Consider the following 16,615-nt stretch of genomic DNA (forward strand, 5'->3'; position numbering starts at 1 on the left):
AAAAGCAAGAAAAAAAGAGGACTTATCTGTTGGTCGCTATTTGTCGCTGAAATGGATCTAATTTCCCTCCGGAATGGTGCAGTTCTTTGTACACGGCCTAATGGTTGCATTTTTTGTGCTTCTGCTGCGTCAATCAAGCCCCAGGAAACCTTCGCGTCCGATCCGAGGTTAGTCACGAAGATCAAAACCGGAGGGAAACAATGAGCACGGTTATTCCATTCCCCATCACCCCGCGCGGATCAACCAAGGTTGTCAGCGGCGCCTCGGCGCAGATCATCATCCTGCCGGTGGTCCGCATCGAGCGGCACGTGGAGCCTGCGCCTGTGGCCGCCAAGGCCGCGCGGCTGCCGCGCAAGCGCCAGGGTCCGGTTGCCTCCGGCGGTGGTCAGCGCGCGCGCTGAGTGCTGTTCAGGAGGGCGCGGGCGCGCAGGTTGCCGCTTCCAGCTGGCGGCGCACCACCTCGCGCATGTCGCGATCCCGTGAGAAGGCCCGCACCAGTACGATGCCGGTGGTGGAGGGAGAGGCTACGACCAGCCGGTCGGCGGCGGTAATCTCCTCATCCTCGGGCATGGCGGCGCGTTGCGCCAAGGTCATGAGGTCCAGTTCGATCACGCGCCCGGCCGCCTGGTCGCTGAGCGCGTAAAAGCCGACCCCGCGCGCGGTGTAGAACGACACCGAGGTATAGTCCGCGGTAGCCGGAACCCGCACCTTCAGCGGCTGCTTGCCCAGGTTGTAGAGGCAGACAGCATGCACGAACGCCGGGTCCAGCATGGGCAAGGCCCCGCCGGCGGGCGTGGTGTCGGGCAGCAGCACCATCTCATTCACCGGCCGATCCTTGGCCAGCCGGCGATAGGCATCCTGCTCCGCCAGGAAAGGCATCGCCAGAATGCTGATCAGATGCACGAGGCCCGCCAGCACCAGGATGATCGCCAGCCCCACCAGCACCGATGGCCGCGTGGCGGTGGCCGGCACGCGCCACGTCCACACCTGGGGCAGGCCCTTGCCGTTGCGCCGGCCTGCGGGCGGGAAGGAACGGGGCTCGCCGGAGGCGGTCATGAGCAGCGCTCCGTGACGATGCGCGGCAGGATCGAGCCGTCCTGGGTGCCGGAGGCGAAGCTGAACGGCGCATCGAACAGCCGCAGCGCCACCTGGAGCCGGGGACGGGCGCCGGTGGGCACCCAATTGTCCGGCCGGGCCCTGGGGCTCAGCACCACGTTCATGTCGCCGGTGGCGCTATAGACCAGTTCCGACGAGGTGAAGCCGTAGCGGCGGGCATCATTCTCGATCAGGCCGCCCTTGGCGTCCATGACGGTGAGCGTCCACAGCCGCGCCTGGGGCAGGCGGCCGGTGATGCGGATCTCGCAGCGGCCATCCAGCGGGGCGCCGGCGCTGTCCTGGACGGCAAGGAACAGCAGGCCGTCCGCCAATTCCAGCGGCAACTCGCCGGAGCGCGAGATGGCGGCGCGGGCATAGGGATCGGCCTGGACCGTGCCGGAGCGCGGCCAGCCCTGCCAAGCGCCCGCGCGCACCATGTCCATGCCGCGCGACGAGGTTACAGCCATCCACGTCGCCCCAAGGCCGAGGGCGGCGGCGGCAAGAAAGGTCATGGCCAGGGGCAAGGCGCGCACGGGGGGCTCGTTGGGGTTCAGTTGGCGCGGTTGGGCACCGGCGCCGCTGACGCCGTGGGGCCGGCGGGACGGGCAGGCAGGGGGCTGGCTTCCTTGAACAGGCGCTCCAACCGCACCAGAACCTCCGCCGCCTTGGGCGAGAGCGTGACCGGCCGTTGGTTGGCTTCCAGTCCCGGCACCTGGAGCGTGTTGGGCGTTTCTTCCAGCTTGGGCGCGGGGGCGTTGCCAACGCCGGGAATGAACTTCAGCTCGATACCCTGATGGGCATAGGCCATCACCTTTTGCCAGGTCATGGCCGGCAAGGTGCCGCCGGTCATCTTGTTCATGGACTGGTAGTCGTCATTGCCGAACCAGACCCCGCCCACATAATTGCCGGTGAAGGCCATGAACCAGGCGTCGCGGTAGGCGTTGGTGGTGCCGGTCTTGCCGGCGACCTTGATGCCCTGGAGCCGTGCCCGCCGCCCGGTGCCGTTCTCGATGACGTTGTTCAGCATCGGATTGATCTCGTCGATGATGTTCTGCGGCAGGATCTGCTTGGGCTTGGGGGCGTCGCGGTCGAACCGCCACAGGACCTCGCCGTCGCCGACCCGCATTTCCACCATGGCATGGGGATAGACGCTGCGCCCGCCATTGGCGAACACCGAATAGGCGGTGGCCATATCCACCAGCGTCACCTCGGCGGCGCCGAGCGGCAAAGCCGGAGAGGTCTTCAACTCGGAATTGATGCCCATCTTGTGGGCGAGATCGATGATGTTGCTGCGGCCGAACTTGTCGCCCAGCCGCACCGCCACCGTGTTCAGCGAATGCTGGAGCGCGGTGATGAGCGGGATGGAGCCCATGTAGCTGCGGCCGTAATTCTGCGGGCACCAGTTGCCGTTGCAGTAGGGGGCGTCCACCACAATGGTGTTGGGCTTCATGCCCCCCAGCAGAGCGGTGGTATAGACGAACGGCTTGAACGAGGAGCCGGGCTGGCGCAGGGCGTCGGTGGCGCGGTTGAACTGGCTCTCGCCATAGTCCCGCCCGCCCACCATGGCGCGCACGGTGCCGTTGGGCTCCATGATGACGATGGCGCCCTGGGTGACCTTGTAGTCCTTGCCGAATTCCCGCAGCGATTGGTCGAGGGCGGCTTCCGCCACCAGCTGGATATTGGGATCGAGCCCGGTGCGCACCACGAATGAGCGTTCATTGACGCTCTTAGGCAGGGTCTCGACGAATTTGCGTACCTCGCCAAAGGCATAGTCGAGATAATAGTCCGGCACCGCCTGGTCGCGCCGGTCGATGGGGGTGGCGGGGTTGCGCCGCGCGCCGAACACCTGGCCTTCGGTCATGAAGCCCGCATCCACCAGATTGTCGAGCACGGTGGAGGCGCGGGCGCGGGCGGCGGGCAGATTGATATGGGGCGCGAACTTGGTGGGGGCCTTGAACAGGCCCGCCAGCATCGCCGCCTCGGCGAGGTTCACCTCGCGCACCGACTTGCCGAAATAATAGCGCGCGGCCGCGTCCACCCCATAGGCGCCACCGCCCAGATAGGCGCGGTCGAGATAGAGCTTGAGGATCTGGCTCTTGGTCAGGCGGCTTTCCAGCCACAGGGCCAGGAAGGCTTCCTTGATCTTGCGCTCGATGGTCCGCTCATTGGAGAGAAACAGGTTCTTTGCCAATTGCTGCGACAGCGATGACCCGCCCTGGCGCACGCCGCCGGCCCTGGCATTGGTGACCAGGGCACGCATGGTGCCGGCCACGTCGATGCCGAAATGCTCGTAGAAGCGCCGGTCCTCGGTGGCCAGGGTCGCCTTGATGAGATTGTCCGGGAAGTCCTCCAGCGGCACGGTGTCGTTCTGCTTGACCCCGCGCTCGCCCAGGATGTTGCCGTAGCGGTCGAGGAAGGTCACCGCCAGTTCGGTGCGCTTCAGCCAGTCGTCCGAGGTTTCGCGAAATGCGGGCAGGGCGAGGGCCAGGATCAGCACCGTACCCGCGGCGCCCAAGGTGAAGCCCTCGGACGCCATGCCCACCAGGAATCGCGGGATGCCGCTGAGCGAGAAGCGCTCCATGAAGGCGGAATAGGCGGCGATGGCGCGGCGCGTCAGGTCGCCCAGGCGGAACAGGCCGCTGTCGACGCGCGAATCCAGGTCCAGCAGCGCGTTGCGCAGCCGCGTTCGGAGGGAGGAATGCTCGCCTTCGCTCACCGCAGGAGGACCATCTCGCTTACCGTGGCAACACGGCGATCATCGTTCATGGCAGGCACCTATGGCCGGAAAACGACCGCAGGCCCGCTGCCCTGTCTATAGCCTGCCGGGGCGTCCTGAGCGAGAGGCACGATAACATCATGATTGCGTTACCGTTCCTGCGCCACCCCCGCACCTCCCGGCGCCGAAAGGTTGCAGGGCACCGCGCATTCCCCCAGTGTCCCCTTTGCGGCGCGCGTATCAGATCATCGGAAGGCCGGTTTCCCCTTTTCGGCCTCATGGTCTAGGGAGGGGCATGACCGACACTCCGTTCTGGCGCACCACGCCTCTGGCCCTGATGTCTTCGGAGCAATGGGAGAGCCTGTGCGATGGCTGCGGCCGCTGCTGCCTGGTGAAGCTGGAGGACGAGGATACCGGGCAGGTGGCCTATACCGATGTGGCCTGCCGGCTCCTGGACGGGCAGAGCTGCCGCTGCACGGACTATCCCAACCGCCAAGAGAAGGTGCCCGATTGCGTGCGCCTGACCCCGGAGGCGGTGCATGATCTGGCCTGGCTGCCGCCCACCTGCGCCTATCGCCTGCTGGACGAGGGCAAGGATCTGCCCTGGTGGCATCCTCTGGTCTCCGGCGATCCCGCCACGGTGACGCAGGCGGGCATCTCCGTGGCCGGGCGCACGGCGGGCTCCGAAGACAGCTTTGCGGTGATGGAATTGATGGATCATCTGGTGTCCTGGCCGGTGCGCTGGCCGCGGGGGGCGAGGGCCGCGCCGAACCCGGCGACGCGCGAAGCCGCCACGTCTGCCGGGGGCGGGGCGCCCAAGACGCGCGGCCGCCGCTAGGAACCGCACCGGCCATGGGACCGGAGGGATCAGAACCGGAGGGCGGCACGGTGTACGCTTGGGAGAGCGCCGCCACCGGGCTTGCCGGGACTGAGCCCAGCCCTCTGGCAGGGCCTGATGCCCGCTCACTTCGGGGCTGGCGGGCGAGCCATGCGCAATGCGCGCTTTTCCCTCGCCGGATCAAGGCCTAAACCTCATATATCAGCCCGGTCCCGCCGTGTGCCGTCCTCCGGCCGCCTTCGCAGCGGCGGTTTGTGATGAGTTTTCCATGCCCGCCCCCCAGACTTCGCGCCCGCAGCCCGGCTATCGCGCCATAGCCCTGATCGTCGCCAGCGCCATGTTCATGGAGCAGCTGGACGCCACCATTCTCGCCACCGCGCTGCCGGCCATGGCCCGGGACTTCAAGGTCACCGCGCCGCACATGAGCATCGCGCTGACCTCCTACCTGCTCTCCTTGGCGGTCTTCATCCCGGCCAGCGGCTGGGCGGCGGATCGGTTCGGCTCGCGCACGGTCTTTCGCACCGCCATCGCCGTCTTCACCCTGGGCTCGCTGCTGTGCGCCCAGGCGGAGAGCCTCAGCTTCCTGGTGGTGGCGCGGCTGATCCAGGGCATGGGCGGGGCGATGATGATCCCGGTGGGGCGCCTGGTGCTGCTGCGCTCGGCCAGCAAGGCGGATCTGGTCTCGGCCATGTCCTGGCTCTTGGTGCCGGCGATGATCGGGCCGGTGGTGGGGCCGCCGGTGGGGGGCTTCCTGGTCACCTATCTGGACTGGCGCTGGATCTTCTACATCAACCTGCCCATCGGCGTGCTGGGGCTGGTGCTGGTGAGCCTGTTCATCAACAATACCAAGGCCGAGCGGCCGGGCAAGTTCGATGGCATCGGCCTGCTGCTGTCGGGCATCTCGCTGGGCGGGCTGCTGTTTGCCTTCGAGCTGTCCAGCCGGGGCGAGGCGGATCTGCGGGTGACCCTGGGGCTGATGGCGGTGGGGTTGGCGAGCGGGGCGCTCTATCTGCGCCATGCCCGCCGGATGAGCGCCGGGGGCGACGTCCCGATCCTCGATATCTCCTTGATGCGCATAGAGACTTTCCGCCTCTCGGTGATCGCCGGCAACATCACCCGCATCACCCAGGGGGCCCATCCCTTCCTGTTGCCGCTGATGCTGCAGCTGGGGTTCGGCATGAGCGCGGCCCAGAGCGGGCTGATCACCTTGTCCACCGCCTGCGGCTCGCTGCTGATGCGCGGGGTGGCGCCCAAGGTGTTGCGGCGGTTCGGCTTTCGCAACACGCTGCTGGTCAATGGGGTGATCTGCGCCTCGGTCTATGCGCTGTGTGCCCTCATGCGCCCGTCCTGGCCGGAGTGGAGCCTCTATGTGCTGCTGACCGCGGGGGGCTTCTTCATGTCCCTGCAATTCACCTCTTACAACACCGTGGCATACGACGAGATTCCCGCCGCGCGCATGAGTTCCGCGTCGAGCTTCTACACCACGTTCCAGCAGCTGATGCTGTCCATGGGCATCTGCGTCGCCGGCTTCGCGCTCTATCTCTCCATGGAGGCGAACGGCCGCAGCGTCCCGGGCCTGGCGGACTTCTCCGCCGCCTTCATCGCCGTGACCACCATCGCCATGGGCGCCACCTTCTGGAACGCCCGGCTGCCCCATGATGCGGGCGCCGACATCTCCGGCCACCGCCGGCGGCGCAGCCTGGCGGCGGCGGTCAACGAGGCCACCGACGCGCCGGACTGACCCCGCCGCCATCGGGCCGCCCGCAGAGGGAACCCGCGCCCAAGCCTGCGGTCAGCGCTCGCCCTCGCCGGGCTCCATGCGAAAAGGCCGGGTCCCGAGCTTGGCGCCGGTCACGGCGTCGATGGCGATGGGCTGCATCTCGATGCCGGTCTCAGCGTCCACATAGCGGGCGAGGTCGGCGCCGCAATGGCGCTGCGCCCAGGCGCCGATCATCACCAGCACCGGCAGGAAGTCGCGGCCGGCTTCGGTCAGCACATACTCCTCGCGCGGCGGGCGTTCAGAATAGAGGCGCTTTTCCAGCAAGCCGTCCTGGGTCAAAGCGGCGAGGCGCTTGGTCAGCATGGTCGGGGCGATCCCGAGGCTCTTGCGGAACTGATCGAACCGGGTGAGGCCCAGATGCGCGTCGCGCAGGATCAGCATGCTCCAGGCATCCCCCACCGACTCGAGGCCACGGGCGACAGGACAGCAGGGGAGCGTGGGATTTTCGTCGTTCATATCTTTTCAGTAGTGACTTGATACTGTTTTGATAGTATCACCCTCGGCAACGGCAAACCAGCCCGAGACGGAAGATGGTCATGAGCAAGACAGACAGAGGCATCGCACTGGTGACGGGGGCATCGTCGGGCATCGGGCTCGCGACGGCGCAGGCCCTGGCGCAGGCCGGCTACCAGGTGTTCGGCACCAGCCGCAAGCCGGTGGCCGACCAGCCGGGCATCACCATGCGGATCTGCGACGTGACCGACGCGGCCTCGGTGAAGACCCTTGTGGACAGCATCGTCCGCGAGGCCGGCACCATTGACCTGCTGGTCAACAATGCCGGCATCGGCCTGCTCGGAGCCGCAGAGGAGTCCTCGGTTGCCCAGGCCCAGCGCCTGTTCGATGTCAATGTGTTCGGGGTGGCGCGGGTCACCAATGCGGTGCTGCCGGTCATGCGGGCCCGCAAGCGCGGCCGCATCGTCAACATGAGCTCGATCCTTGGGCTGATCCCGGCGCCCTTCAACGCCTTCTATGCCGCCAGCAAGCATGCGATCGAAGGCTATTCGGAATCCTTGGATCATGAGGTGCGCGAATATGGCATCCGGGTCGTTGTGGTGGAGCCCGGCTTGACCCGCACCGCCTTCGAGGAAAACCTCACCCGGGCCGATCAGCCGCTGGCCGTCTATGCGGCGGCCCGCACCCGCAGCGAAAATCTCATGCGCATGGGGGTGGAGGCGGGCGATCCGCCGCAGGTGGTTGCCGATGTCGTGCTGACCGCCGCGACGGCTGCCAAGCCGAAGCTGCGCTACGCGGCGGGCAAGCAGTCCAGCCAGGTGCGGGCGCTGCGGCGCTATTTGCCGGAAGCCATGGTCGACAGATCCTTGCGCAAGTTCAACGGCTTCACAGCTTGAGGCGCCGCGCCGCGCCGCGCCGCGCCACGGCCGCGCGCCGGGCGCGGCTGGCGCCGGCCCGGCTGCGGTTCGCAGCGGACGTGAGACTGGGCGTCGCGCCCAGCGCCCCTCAGGCTGCCGCCTGGCCCCACACCGGGAACGGGTCCGGCAGATGGGCGAGGGCGGCGAAGTCCAGCGCCGCCGGATCGGTCGGCCCCACCAGGCAGGAGTCCAGCGCCGCGCGGATCGCCGCCTCGTCCAGATCCATGCCGATGAACACCAGTTCCTGGCGGCGGTCGCCATAGAAGGCGGCCCAGTGCCGCTTCAGCTCGGCCCGCCACCCGGCGTCGTCCGGCCAGCGGTCCTTGGGCACCGCGGCCCACCAATAGCCCAGCGCCTCGGTCCGGCAGATGGCGCCGGCGAGACTCATCTCGCCCACATGGGCATCGCGGGTGGCCAGCCAGAACATGCCCTTGGCGCGGATCAGCCCCGGCCAGGTGACCTGCAGGAAGTCAGAGAATTTCTGCGGGTGGAACGGGCGGCGGGCACGATAGACGAAGCTGCCGACGCCATATTCCTCGGTCTCCGGGACATGGTCGGTGAAGTGGTTTAGCTCGCGGTACCAGAGCGGGTGCTGGTGGGCGGCGTCGAAATCGAACCGGCCGGTGTCCAGCAGACGGTCCAGCGGCACCTGGCCGAAGTCGGCCTCGATCAGGGTGGCGGTGGGGTTCAGCGCCTTGATGATGCCCCGCGCCAAGGTGAGTTGCTCCGGGGAGGTGGCGGAGACCTTGTTCAGCACGATGGCATCGGCGAATTCGATCTGGTCCACCATCAGGTCCACCAGGGTGCGCTCATCGTCCTCGCCCAGGCTCTCGCCGCGATCGCGCAGGAAGTCCGAGCTGGCATAGTCCTTCAGCAGATTGGCCGCATCCACCACCGTCACCATGCTGTCGAGGCGGGCGATGTCGGACAAGGAGACGCCCGCCTCATCGCGAAACTCGAAGGTGGCGGCCACGGGCAGGGGCTCGGCGATGCCGGTGCTTTCGATCAGCAGGGCATCGAAGCGACCCTCATCCGCCAGGCGGCGCACTTCCACCAGCAGGTCGTCCCGCAAGGTGCAGCAGATGCAGCCATTGGTCATCTCCACCAGGGTTTCCTCGGTGCGGGACAGGCCGGCGGTGCCGGCCCGCACCAGCTCGGCGTCGATATTCACCTCCGACATGTCGTTGACGATCACCGCCACCCGGCGGCCCTCGCGATTGGCCAGCACATGGTTCAGTAGCGTGGTCTTGCCGGCGCCAAGGAAGCCCGAAAGCACGGTGACGGGCAGGCGCGGATCTACGGCGGTCATGGGGGGCTCCGCATAAATGATATAATGTATCATTAGCGATCCAGGCCTGCCTTGGCAAGGGCGGCGCGGGGCCGCTTTGGTGCAGTGCGATGGCTCCAAAATGGAGCCAAAACCACGCGAAAACCCTTGCAATGGCAGAATCTCCGGCAGCGTCGCGCAACGCTGCCGCGCTATGGTCGGCACCAATCGAAACCACACGCTTGGGAGGAGCGAAGATGGCGACCTATATCCACGCGAGCCTTGACGCTGTCGAAGGCGACCACACGTTTGACGATCGCACCGCCTATTGCACCCGCTGCGGCTGCCATTGGAACACGGCCTATCAGTTGCGCCGGGTCTGCGTGGACGCGCCGAACGTGACCGCCATCTCGCATCTGCGGGCGCGGGCGCGCCTGGACGCGCTGCTGGCCATGCGGCGCCAGCCCCGGCCGCCCCTGGGGGCGTAAGGGCCCATCCCGCCGCACCGGCGGTCTCGGCTCAAAAGATAAAATACCTAGGAAAATATGCCTTGACAGCGATGCGCTGCTTCGGCATCATGATCCCACGTTCCAGAGTTGCGCCCGACCAGCACGGCCTTCCGGCCTTCCGGCCTTCCGGCCTTCCGGCCTTCCGGCCTCAGCCTCGTTCCGATCTGACACCTCGTCCGCCGCCCTTCAGGTCCCCTATGGTGTCCATGCCGGGGGCAGGCGACGGGTGTCGTGCTTGCACCTCAGCTCCTTCTCATCGTCCGCACCGTGGTGCCCTGCCATCGGTTGACCCCGCTGCTTGCTCGGCCCGGCCTCCCGTCCGCGCCCCCGGGTTTGCGTCCGCAGCCGTGCCCGCCACCGACGCCCAGCGCGCCATCCCGCTTCGGAGATCCCCATGATGCCACGCACCTCGCCGGAAGCGGCGGAGCGGGCCCGTGCGCTCTATGCGCAGGGCCAGCCCATCAAGGCCATCAGCCAGGAGACCGGGCTCAGCACCCGGCAGATCTATTATTGGCTGGATCGCGAGGCCGGCGCCGCGCGCAAGCCCGGCCGCCCCGCTGCGACGCCCACCGCGCGGCGGCGCCGGGCGGATCTGGCCCGCCCGCCCGGCGCCGACTCCCGCCGCCGGCTCATGAGCCGCTTGTGGAAGGCGGCGGAGCGCCAGATCGGCGACATCGAAACCCGCCTGGGCGCCGCCGCCCTGTCCGCCGAGGGCGCAGCGCCAGACGGCGGCGAGCCCGCCCGGCGCGACGCGGAGCGCGAAGCCCGCGCCTTGGCGGTGCTGGCGCGGGTGCTGCGGGAACTGACCGCGCTGGAAGCCGTCGCCCAGCGGCCCCGGCCCGAGGCCCCGGCCAAGGGCGCAGCGACCCCGGAGGCGGCGCGCGACCCCGACACCTTCCGCCGCGAACTGGCCCGGCGCCTGGCGCAATTGCGCGACGACGGCGATGCCGATGACGCGCAGCCCGAAGGCGCGAAGGCCGCCCATGAGGGCCGGTCGTCGCCGCCGCCGGACTAGCGCGTGCCGGGCGGTGCGCGCCGTCTGGTCCCGGCGTCTGGCCCTGTGCCAGATCGGGACGGCGGTCGGGGGCGTGGAGAACAGCCGGCGTCCAAAGCGGGTCCGAATCGGATGCGGCGCGCTGTGCTGCGTCTGTTCCACGCCCGCGACTCTCCTTTCCTGTGTGGACTGGACGCGGCTCGGGCCTCGGAGAGGCTGTCCCACGCTGGGACGCCCTGCCGCCCCGTGCGGAACAGCGCGGGACCAAAGCGGGTCCGAATCGGACGGCGGCGGATGTGCCGGCTTCGTTCCGGCGGGGTCCGCCGGGACGACGTGGGGCGCGGGCGCCGTCTCATCCTGGGACGCCCCGCCGCCGCGCGCGGAACAGCGTGGGACCAAAGCGGGTCCGAATCGGATGGTGGCGGATGTGCCGGCTTCGTTCCTGTCGGTCTCGGACGGGGTGCAGGGGCCAGGCGTCCCTGTCCCATGCCGGGACGCCCCGCCGCCGCGCGCGGAACAGCGTGCGATCAAAGCGGGTCCGAATCGGATGGTGGCGGATGTGCCGGCTTCGTTCCATCGCAGGTCCGCACCCACTGGAGACCGAGCGCCGCCGGGGCGCGTCCCTGGCCTGACCCTTGAACCCATGTCTGCGGAGGCGCGCCCATGACCCGGAAAACGGCGGATGGGTCCATGAAAGCGGCGCCCCCGGTGCCGCCCGATGATCTGCGCGCGGCGCTGGTGGCGTGCATGGCCCGCCCCGCCGCCGCGCAGCGTTTCTTGAGCGAGATCGGCGAGGCCGGGGCGCAGCGCCTGCTCACCGATTGGGAGCTCTGGGCGCGGCCCGATCAATTGCCGCCCGCCACCGCCGCCACTGGCGCCCCCTGGTCCACCTGGCTGGTGCTGGGTGGGCGCGGCGCGGGCAAGACCCGTGCCGGGGCGGAATGGGTGCGCGGGCTGGCGCTGGGCCGTGCGCCGTTCGCGGAACGCCCGGTGGGGCGGATCGCATTGGTGGCCGAGACCATGGCCGATGTGCGCGAGGTGATGGTGGAAGGGGTCTCCGGCCTCCTGGCCATCCATCCCGATGGCGAGCGCCCGGCCTGGGAGCCCACCCGTCGCCGGCTGGTGTGGCCCAATGGCGCCGTGGCCCAGGGCTTTTCGGCGGAAGATCCCGAAAGCCTGCGCGGTCCGCAGTTCGAGGCCGCCTGGCTGGACGAACTGGCCAAATGGCGCCGCGGGCAGGCCACCTTCGACATGCTGCAATTCGGCCTGCGCCTGGGCGACCAGCCGCGCCAGATGATCACCACCACCCCGCGCCCCTCGGCGCTGCTGCGCCGGCTGCTGGGCGATCCCGCCACGGTGGTGAGCCGGGCGCGCACGGCGCAGAACGCCTTTCATCTGGCGCCGTCCTTCCTGGCGGCGGTGCTGCAGCGCTATGGCGGCACGCGCCTCGGCCGGCAGGAACTGGAGGGCGAGATCATCGAGGATCGCCCCGACGCCTTGTGGTCGCGCCCCGCTTTGGAGGCGGCCCGCGAGGCGACGGCGCCCCCCTTGGTGCGGGTGGTGGTGGCGGTGGACCCGCCCGCCTCCTCGCGGGCAGGCGCGGATGCCTGTGGCATCGTCGGGGCGGGCATCGATGCGCTGGGCGGGCTGCATGTGCTGGCGGATGAGAGCGCCGCCGGCCTGCGCCCGGCGCAATGGGCGGCCCGCGCCATCGACCTGTTCCGCCGCCTGGAGGCGGACGCGGTGGTGGCCGAGGTGAACCAGGGCGGCGAGATGGTGCGCGCGGTGCTGGGGGAGGTGGATGCGGGCGTGCCGGTGATTGCCGTGCGCGCCACCCGCGGCAAATATCTGCGCGCCGAGCCGGTGGCCGCGCTCTATGAGCAGGGCCGGGTGCACCATGCGGGCGCCTTCGCGGCGCTGGAAGACGAATTGTGCGATTTCGGCCCCGGCGGCCTGTCCTCCGGCCGCTCGCCGGACCGGCTCGACGCTTTGGTGTGGGCGCTCACCGAACTGGCGCTGGGGCCGAAAGCACCGGTGCCGCGGGTGCGGGGTTTTTGAGCATCCACTTAGCATAACCCGCTGCCGACCCCGGCAGGCACTGAGCGCCTCCGCGTCCACGGCCCAACGCCCCATCTCCTCCCCCCGGCGTGCGGCCGCCTGTCGTGCTCTTCGCCGGGCCGGCAACGCGCCCCCGTGCCCGGTCCCCTCCCTGTCGCGGCCATTGCCGCCTTCCCGGAGCCTGCCATGCTCGCGTCCCTGTTCGATGCCTTCCGACCCCGCCCGCCGGAAGGAAAAGCCAGCCGCACCGCCGCTTTGGTGGCGCTGCTCACCACCGGGCGGGCGCGCTGGTCGCCGCGCGATTATGCGGGCCTTGCCCGCGAGGGCTTCGCCCGCAACGCGGTGGCCTATCGGGCTGTGCGGCTGATCAGCGAGGCCGCCGCCAGCGTGCCGCTCCTCCTCATGGACGGGCCGCGCGAGATCGATGCCCATCCCCTGCTGGACCTCCTGGCCCGGCCCAATCCCCGCGCCACCGGCACCGAATTCCTGGAGAGCGTCTATGGCCATCTGCTGGTGGCCGGCAATGCTTATGTGGAGGCGGTGGCGCTGGAGGGGCAGGTGCGCGAGCTCTATGCTTTGCGCCCCGACCGCATGAAGGTGGTGCCCGGCCCCAGCGGCTGGCCGGAGGCGTTCGACTATACGCTGGACGGGCGCACCCTGCGCATTGCCCAGGACAGTCTGGTACCGGGCGCGAACCTGCCGCCGATCCTGCATCTGGCCCTGTTCAACCCGCTGGACGATCATTACGGCTTCGCCCCGCTGGAGGCCGCCGCCCAGGCGCTGGACCTGCACAACAGCGCCGGCGACTGGAACAAGGCGCTGCTGGACAATGCCGCCCGCCCGTCCGGCGCGCTGATCTATGGCGGCACCGGCAGCCTCACCGACGACCAGTTCGAGCGGCTCAAGGGCGAGCTGGAGGCCAGCTTCCAGGGGTCCGGCAATGCCGGGCGGCCCATGCTGCTGGAGGGCGGTCTGGATTGGAAGCCGCTCGGCCTCAGCCCCAAGGAGATGGATTTCGAGGCGGCCCGCGCCGGCGCGGCGCGGGAGATCGCCTTGGCGCTGGGGGTGCCGCCCATGCTGCTGGGCATTCCCGGCGACAACACCTTTGCCAATTATGCCGAGGCCAACCGGGTGCTGTGGCGGCAGAGCGTGCTGCCTTTGGTGAAGCGCGTCGCCGGTGCGCTCAGCACCTGGCTGGCGGCGGCTGATGGGCGCCCGCTCAGTTTCGTGCCCGATCTGGACCAGGTGGAGGCGCTCGCCGCCGAGCGCTCGGACTTGTGGAGCCGGGTGGGCGCCGCGACCTTCCTCAGCGACGGGGAGAAGCGCGCGGCGGTGGGCTATGGCCCCGCCGGCCCGGCTGACGCATGAGCGCCGGATCGGGAGGCCCGCCATGGACAGCGTGATCCGCATCTTCGCCGAGCGCGGCGACCTCGCCCATCTGGCGCTCGCCGCCTGGGCGGTGAGCGCGTCCGGCGCGGCTTTGGCGGCGCTCGCCGCGCTCACCCGCGCCCATCAGCGCATGGACGATTTCGTGCGCGAACTGGCGCGCTTCAACGCCCGCGCCGATGAGGACTGAGCCCCTTCGGGTCAAGCCCGCGCGGCGCGTGAGCGAAATCCACGCGGCCCTCGCCGCAGGCCGGGGCCGTCTGTCGAAGCCTTAACCCACCCCTGGAGACCCATCCGCCATGCGAGCCCCGTTTCTCGTCAAGTCGCCGGCGCCGCGCATCCGTGCGCTCGGCCCCGGCCCCGCGCGCCCCGCCGCGGCGCCGCCCTCGGCCAATGTGTTCCGCGATTTCGTCGCCACCTTGGAGCGGCTGGAGCGCGGCAAGCGGCGCAAATCCGCCCCCGCCGGGCGCAAGGCCCCGTGATGGCGCAGATCCTCCCGTCGTCCGCCCCGGTGGCAAGCTTCGAGGGCTATGCCTGCCTGTTCGACCAAGTGGATCTGGGCCGCGATGTCATCGCCCCCGGCGCGTTTGCCGAGAGCCTCGCCCGGCGCGGCCCCGCCGGGGTGCGGCTGCTCTATCAGCATGATCCCGCCGAGCCCATCGGGGTGTGGGCGTCGCTCACCGAGGATGCCATCGGGCTCAAGGTGCGCGGCTGCCTCACCCTGGAGGTGGCCCGCGCCCGCGACGTGGCGGCCCTGGTGCAGGCCGGGGCGCTGGATGGCCTGTCCATCGGCTTCAAGGCGGTGGAGGCCCGCACCGATCCGCGCACGCGGGTGCGGCGCATCACCCGCATCGATCTGTGGGAGGTGTCGGTGGTCACCTTCCCCATGCAGCCCAAGGCCCGCATCCGCGTGCCGCTGGATGCCAACGCGCCGGCCTTTACCCCGGCCTTCGTTCCGGCGCCGCAGCCGGCGCTGCCCGCCAGCACCCGCGCCGCCGCTGCCGCCGTCACCCGCGCCGCCGCGCGGCTGCGGCCGCTGCTGGTGGCGGTCTGAGCCGTTTTCCCCGCCGCGCCGGGCGCGCGGTTTCCTGTTCGTTCCGCACCCTAGGATGCCTTCATGACCCATATTGTCTCTGCCCCGGAAACCAAGGTGGCCGCGCCCGAGAGCCAGTCGGCGCTCGACACGCTGATGCGCTCGTTCGAGACCTATAAGGAGACCAACGAGATCCGCCTGGCGCAGATCGAGCGCAACGGCGCCGTCGATCCGATCACCGCCGAGAAGCTGGCGCGCATCGATGGCGTGCTGGACCTGCACACCGCCCGCCTTGATGACATGTCGCTCAAGGGCCAGCGCCCGGCCCTGGGCGGCGGGCGCCTGCGCGCCGCCTCCGAGCGTGAGCATGGCGATGCCTTCTCCACTTATGTGCGCCACGGCGAGGCCGGCGGCCTGAAGGCGCTGGAGGCCAAAGCCCTGTCGTCCGGTTCCGGCGCCGATGGCGGCTATCTGGTGCCGTTCGAGACCGAGCAGGAGATCGGCCGCCGCCTCGCCGCGCTCTCGCCCATCCGGGCGCTGGCCAGCGTGCGGGTGATCGGCGCCGGTCTCTACAAGAAGCCGTTCATGACCGCCGGACCGGCCGTGGGCTGGGCGGCGGAAACCGCCGCGCGGGCGCAGACCGACAGCCCGGTGCTGGCGGAACTCACCTTCCCGGCCATGGAGCTCTACGCCATGCCCGCCGCCACCCAGGCGCTGCTGGATGATGGCCAGGTGAACATCGAGGAGTGGATCGCCGGCGAGGTGGACAGCGCGTTTGCCGACCAGGAAGGCACCGCCTTCGTCAGCGGCGACGGTGTCACCAAGCCCACCGGCTTCCTGTCCTATCCCAAGGCGGCGGAAAGCGCCTGGAGCTGGGGCAAGACCGGCTATATCGCCACCGGCGCGGCGGGGGCGTTCGCCGCCGCCAATCCGTCCGATCCGCTGCTGGATCTTGTCTATGCGCTGAAGGGCGGCTATCGCCAGAACGCCACCTTCGTGCTCAACCGCCGCACCCAGGCGGCGGTGCGCAAGCTGAAGGACACGACCGGCGATTATCTCTGGGCGCCGCCGGCGGTGGCCGGCCAGCCCGCCAGCCTGCTGGGCTTCCCGGTGCAGGAGGCCGAAGCCATGCCGGACATGGCGGACGGCGCCTTCTCCATCGCCTTCGGCGACTTCCGCCGCGGCTATCTGGTGGTGGATCGGGCTGGCGTCCGGGTGCTGCGCGATCCCTATTCCGCCAAGCCCTATGTGCTGTTCTACACCACCAAGCGTGTGGGCGGCGGGGTGCAGGACTTCGACGCCATCAAGCTGCTGAAGTTCGCCGCCAGCTGAGTGGGGGAGGGGCCTTCCGTTCGGGAGGCTTTCGTCAATGGGTGCCTGGCTTTTGGTCGGGCGCTCTTCCCCAGCCGTTTCACCCCCCACCCCAACCCTCCCCCGCAAGGGGGGAGGGGGAGCGGCGCGCTTTTTCCGCGCATCCGCTCCGCCGGAGCGCGGCAGAACCCTCCCCCCTTGCGGGGGAGGGCAGGGAGGGGGGTGAAACGGGTGCCGCTATCGCCCGCGTTGATAGGA

Annotated in this window: 17 protein-coding genes; 12 read left to right on the forward strand and 5 right to left on the reverse strand. The window is 69.5% G+C overall.

Annotated elements, in window-relative coordinates; translation table 11 throughout:
* Nucleotides 1-200 precede the first annotated feature (200 nt).
* Complete coding sequence (locus tag AAG816_RS12410; protein ID WP_341989944.1) at nucleotides 201-401, forward strand: hypothetical protein; 201 nt, start codon at nucleotides 201-203, stop codon at nucleotides 399-401.
* Between the two features lie 7 nt (nucleotides 402-408).
* Here AAG816_RS12410 and AAG816_RS12415 read toward each other — a convergent pair whose 3' ends face one another.
* The 3 genes from AAG816_RS12415 to AAG816_RS12425 are packed head-to-tail and all read right to left on the reverse strand — an operon-like array spanning nucleotide 409 to nucleotide 3,811.
* Nucleotides 409-1,056, reverse strand: coding sequence for a DUF1254 domain-containing protein (locus AAG816_RS12415; protein ID WP_341989945.1), 648 nt, complete (start codon nucleotides 1,054-1,056; stop codon nucleotides 409-411).
* Nucleotides 1,053-1,628, reverse strand: a complete 576-nt coding sequence (locus AAG816_RS12420; protein WP_341989946.1) for a DUF1214 domain-containing protein — start codon at nucleotides 1,626-1,628, stop codon at nucleotides 1,053-1,055. Before AAG816_RS12420 ends, AAG816_RS12415 begins: the two co-directional genes overlap by 4 nt.
* Before the next feature lie 17 nt (nucleotides 1,629-1,645).
* Nucleotides 1,646-3,811 (reverse strand): PBP1A family penicillin-binding protein, encoded by a 2,166-nt coding sequence (locus AAG816_RS12425; protein WP_341989947.1) that lies wholly within the window; start codon nucleotides 3,809-3,811, stop codon nucleotides 1,646-1,648.
* A gap of 295 nt (nucleotides 3,812-4,106) precedes the next feature.
* On the opposite strand from AAG816_RS12425, the gene AAG816_RS12430 reads away from it, so the two are divergent.
* Together AAG816_RS12430 and AAG816_RS12435 are read left to right on the forward strand one after the other, a co-directional pair.
* The gene (locus AAG816_RS12430) at nucleotides 4,107-4,649 is read left to right on the forward strand and encodes a YcgN family cysteine cluster protein (protein WP_341989949.1); all 543 of its coding nucleotides are present in this window, start codon (nucleotides 4,107-4,109) and stop codon (nucleotides 4,647-4,649) included.
* A gap of 157 nt (nucleotides 4,650-4,806) precedes the next feature.
* Nucleotides 4,807-6,390 carry a DHA2 family efflux MFS transporter permease subunit gene (locus AAG816_RS12435; RefSeq protein WP_341989950.1) on the forward strand — a complete coding sequence of 528 codons (1,584 nt, stop codon included), beginning with the start codon at nucleotides 4,807-4,809 and terminating at the stop codon, nucleotides 6,388-6,390.
* A gap of 51 nt (nucleotides 6,391-6,441) precedes the next feature.
* Here AAG816_RS12435 and AAG816_RS12440 read toward each other — a convergent pair whose 3' ends face one another.
* Complete coding sequence (locus tag AAG816_RS12440) at nucleotides 6,442-6,885, reverse strand: helix-turn-helix domain-containing protein (RefSeq protein ID WP_341989951.1); 444 nt, start codon at nucleotides 6,883-6,885, stop codon at nucleotides 6,442-6,444.
* An 80-nt stretch (nucleotides 6,886-6,965) separates the two neighbouring features.
* On the opposite strand from AAG816_RS12440, the gene AAG816_RS12445 reads away from it, so the two are divergent.
* On the forward strand, nucleotides 6,966-7,778 hold the full coding sequence (locus AAG816_RS12445) for an oxidoreductase (protein ID WP_341989952.1): 813 nt from the start codon (nucleotides 6,966-6,968) through the stop codon (nucleotides 7,776-7,778).
* Between the two features lie 109 nt (nucleotides 7,779-7,887).
* Here the strand turns inward: AAG816_RS12445 and zigA are convergent, their stop codons facing one another.
* Nucleotides 7,888-9,108, reverse strand: a complete 1,221-nt coding sequence (gene zigA, locus AAG816_RS12450) for a zinc metallochaperone GTPase ZigA (protein ID WP_341989954.1) — start codon at nucleotides 9,106-9,108, stop codon at nucleotides 7,888-7,890.
* A 215-nt stretch (nucleotides 9,109-9,323) separates the two neighbouring features.
* Between zigA and AAG816_RS12455 the strand changes: the two genes are divergently transcribed.
* The 8 genes from AAG816_RS12455 (at nucleotide 9,324) to AAG816_RS12490 (ending at nucleotide 16,378) form a co-directional block, all read left to right on the forward strand.
* Nucleotides 9,324-9,554 carry a hypothetical protein gene (locus AAG816_RS12455; protein WP_341989956.1) on the forward strand — a complete coding sequence of 77 codons (231 nt, stop codon included), beginning with the start codon at nucleotides 9,324-9,326 and terminating at the stop codon, nucleotides 9,552-9,554.
* 415 nt (nucleotides 9,555-9,969) lie between these two features.
* A complete protein-coding gene (locus AAG816_RS12460) occupies nucleotides 9,970-10,590 on the forward strand; it encodes a helix-turn-helix domain-containing protein (protein WP_341989957.1) in 621 nt (206 codons plus the stop codon).
* 726 nt (nucleotides 10,591-11,316) lie between these two features.
* Complete coding sequence (locus AAG816_RS12465; RefSeq protein WP_341990040.1) at nucleotides 11,317-12,627, forward strand: terminase family protein; 1,311 nt, start codon at nucleotides 11,317-11,319, stop codon at nucleotides 12,625-12,627.
* Between the two features lie 186 nt (nucleotides 12,628-12,813).
* Nucleotides 12,814-13,995: a phage portal protein gene (locus AAG816_RS12470; protein WP_341989958.1), complete on the forward strand. Its 1,182-nt coding sequence runs from the start codon at nucleotides 12,814-12,816 to the stop codon at nucleotides 13,993-13,995.
* A gap of 22 nt (nucleotides 13,996-14,017) precedes the next feature.
* On the forward strand, nucleotides 14,018-14,203 hold the full coding sequence (locus tag AAG816_RS12475) for a hypothetical protein (protein WP_341989959.1): 186 nt from the start codon (nucleotides 14,018-14,020) through the stop codon (nucleotides 14,201-14,203).
* 109 nt (nucleotides 14,204-14,312) lie between these two features.
* Complete coding sequence (locus tag AAG816_RS12480; protein ID WP_341989960.1) at nucleotides 14,313-14,495, forward strand: hypothetical protein; 183 nt, start codon at nucleotides 14,313-14,315, stop codon at nucleotides 14,493-14,495.
* Nucleotides 14,495-15,067, forward strand: a complete 573-nt coding sequence (locus AAG816_RS12485) for an HK97 family phage prohead protease (RefSeq protein ID WP_341989961.1) — start codon at nucleotides 14,495-14,497, stop codon at nucleotides 15,065-15,067. Before AAG816_RS12480 ends, AAG816_RS12485 begins: the two co-directional genes overlap by 1 nt.
* A gap of 63 nt (nucleotides 15,068-15,130) precedes the next feature.
* The gene (locus tag AAG816_RS12490; RefSeq protein ID WP_341989962.1) at nucleotides 15,131-16,378 is read left to right on the forward strand and encodes a phage major capsid protein; all 1,248 of its coding nucleotides are present in this window, start codon (nucleotides 15,131-15,133) and stop codon (nucleotides 16,376-16,378) included.
* Nucleotides 16,379-16,615 lie beyond the last annotated feature (237 nt).

This window comes from Azorhizobium sp. AG788 (assembly GCF_943371865.1).
Lineage (GTDB): Bacteria > Pseudomonadota > Alphaproteobacteria > Rhizobiales > Xanthobacteraceae > Azorhizobium.

What these genes read in the sequence shown, in the direction of transcription:
- zigA (WP_341989954.1), bottom strand. Translation starts at nt 9,108, where the DNA reads ATGACCGCCGTAGATCCGCGCCTGCCCGTCACCGTGCTTTCGGGCTTC.
- AAG816_RS12465 (WP_341990040.1), top strand. Translation starts at nt 11,317, where the DNA reads ATGGCCCGCCCCGCCGCCGCGCAGCGTTTCTTGAGCGAGATCGGCGAG.
- AAG816_RS12445 (WP_341989952.1), top strand. Translation starts at nt 6,966, where the DNA reads ATGAGCAAGACAGACAGAGGCATCGCACTGGTGACGGGGGCATCGTCG.
- AAG816_RS12475 (WP_341989959.1), top strand. Translation starts at nt 14,018, where the DNA reads ATGGACAGCGTGATCCGCATCTTCGCCGAGCGCGGCGACCTCGCCCAT.
- AAG816_RS12410 (WP_341989944.1), top strand. Translation starts at nt 201, where the DNA reads ATGAGCACGGTTATTCCATTCCCCATCACCCCGCGCGGATCAACCAAG.
- AAG816_RS12430 (WP_341989949.1), top strand. Translation starts at nt 4,107, where the DNA reads ATGACCGACACTCCGTTCTGGCGCACCACGCCTCTGGCCCTGATGTCT.
- AAG816_RS12460 (WP_341989957.1), top strand. Translation starts at nt 9,970, where the DNA reads ATGATGCCACGCACCTCGCCGGAAGCGGCGGAGCGGGCCCGTGCGCTC.
- AAG816_RS12455 (WP_341989956.1), top strand. Translation starts at nt 9,324, where the DNA reads ATGGCGACCTATATCCACGCGAGCCTTGACGCTGTCGAAGGCGACCAC.
- AAG816_RS12415 (WP_341989945.1), bottom strand. Translation starts at nt 1,056, where the DNA reads ATGACCGCCTCCGGCGAGCCCCGTTCCTTCCCGCCCGCAGGCCGGCGC.
- AAG816_RS12435 (WP_341989950.1), top strand. Translation starts at nt 4,807, where the DNA reads ATGCGCGCTTTTCCCTCGCCGGATCAAGGCCTAAACCTCATATATCAG.
- AAG816_RS12490 (WP_341989962.1), top strand. Translation starts at nt 15,131, where the DNA reads ATGACCCATATTGTCTCTGCCCCGGAAACCAAGGTGGCCGCGCCCGAG.
- AAG816_RS12480 (WP_341989960.1), top strand. Translation starts at nt 14,313, where the DNA reads ATGCGAGCCCCGTTTCTCGTCAAGTCGCCGGCGCCGCGCATCCGTGCG.
- AAG816_RS12485 (WP_341989961.1), top strand. Translation starts at nt 14,495, where the DNA reads ATGGCGCAGATCCTCCCGTCGTCCGCCCCGGTGGCAAGCTTCGAGGGC.
- AAG816_RS12470 (WP_341989958.1), top strand. Translation starts at nt 12,814, where the DNA reads ATGCTCGCGTCCCTGTTCGATGCCTTCCGACCCCGCCCGCCGGAAGGA.
- AAG816_RS12440 (WP_341989951.1), bottom strand. Translation starts at nt 6,885, where the DNA reads ATGAACGACGAAAATCCCACGCTCCCCTGCTGTCCTGTCGCCCGTGGC.